The organism is Streptomyces sp. WELS2, from assembly GCF_013870595.1.
GTDB lineage: Bacteria > Actinomycetota > Actinomycetes > Streptomycetales > Streptomycetaceae > Streptomyces.
Window position 1 is genome coordinate 1 of sequence record NZ_JACBWZ010001125.1, and the last position, 1,696, is coordinate 1,696.

Below are 1,696 nucleotides of genomic sequence, written 5' to 3' on the forward strand. Positions count from 1 at the left end.
CGCCGAGCGCGCCCCCCAGGAGGAAAGATGAGCGGTGAGCGAACGACCCACCGATGCGGAGGAACCGTACTCATGCCGCACGAACGAGCCGGCCGGCCGGCCCGTCCCGAGGACCTTGTCGACGTGGCCCGTCTGGTCACGGCGTACTACACGCTGCACCCCGACCCGGCCGACCCGGCACAGCGGGTGGCGTTCGGCACCTCGGGGCACCGAGGCTCGTCCCTGGCGAGCGCCTTCAACGAGGACCACATCGCCGCCACCAGCCAGGCCATCTGCGAATACCGTGCCGCCCAGGGCACGGACGGCCCGCTCTTCCTGGGCGCCGACACGCACGCCCTGTCCGAGCCCGCGAAGGCCACCGCGCTGGAGGTCTTCGCCGCCAACGAGGTGAACGTGCTCATCGACGACGCGGACGGCTACACGCCCACCCCCGCCGTCTCGCACGCGATCCTGACGCACAACCGGGGCCGCGCCTCGGGCCTGGCCGACGGCGTGATGGTCACCCCCTCGCACAACCCGCCCGCCGACGGCGGCTTCAAGTACAACCCGCCGAGCGGCGGCCCCGCCGCCTCCGACGCCACCGCCTGGATCCAGGACCGCGCCAACCAGATCATCGCGGGCGGCCTGAAGGACGTACGCCGGCTGCCGTACGCCCGCGCGCTCGCCGCGGACACCACCGGCCGCTACGACTTCCTCGGCGCCTACGTCGGCGACCTGCCCAGCGTGCTGGACCTGGACGCCGTCCGCGCGGCCGGGGTGCGTATCGGCGCCGACCCGCTCGGCGGCGCCTCCGTCGCCTACTGGGGCCGGATCGCCGAACAGCACGGCATCGACCTGACGGTGGTCAACCCGCACACCGACCCCACCTGGCGGTTCATGACCCTGGACTGGGACGGCCAGATCCGCATGGACTGCTCCTCGCCGTACGCGATGGCCTCCCTGATCGAGCAGCGCGACCGCTTCCGCATCGCCACCGGCAACGACGCCGACGCCGACCGGCACGGCATCGTCACCCCGGACGCGGGCCTGATGAACCCGAACCACTACCTCGCGGTCGCCATCTCCTACCTCTTCCGGCACCGCGAGAGGTGGCCGGAGGCCGCGGGCGTCGGCAAGACCCTGGTCTCCTCCACCATGATCGACCGGGTCGCCGCCGACCTCGGCCGCCGGCTGGTCGAGGTGCCGGTCGGGTTCAAGTGGTTCGTGGACGGGCTCGTCGGCGGCGACCTCGGGTTCGGCGGCGAGGAGTCGGCCGGCGCCTCCTTCCTGCGCCGGGACGGCTCGGTGTGGACCACCGACAAGGACGGCATCATCCTGGCCCTGCTCGCCGCCGAGATCACGGCGGTCACCGACCGGACGCCGTCGGAGCACTACGCGGAACTGACCGACCGCTTCGGCGCCCCCGCCTACGCCCGCATCGACGCGCCCGCCACCCGCGAACAGAAGGCGCTGCTCGGCAAGTTGTCACCGGCCCAGGTCACCGCGGACACACTGGCCGGGGAGCCGGTCACGGCCGTGCTCACCGAGGCGCCCGGCAACGGCGCCGCGATCGGCGGCATCAAGGTCACCACCGAGAACGCCTGGTTCGCCGCCCGGCCCTCGGGCACCGAGGACGTCTACAAGGTGTACGCCGAGTCCTTCCTCGGCCAGGACCACCTGGCCCGGGTGCAGGAGGAGGCCCAGGCCGTGGTGCTGG

1 protein-coding gene is annotated in these 1,696 nt (G+C 72.9%); it reads left to right on the plus strand.

Going from position 1 to position 1,696, the window contains the following annotated elements:
* Positions 1-72: 72 nt before the first annotated feature.
* Positions 73-1,696 (plus strand): phosphoglucomutase (alpha-D-glucose-1,6-bisphosphate-dependent) (pgm, locus tag H5J33_RS34270; RefSeq protein WP_181798561.1); only part of this gene is annotated, 1,624 nt, incomplete at its 3' end.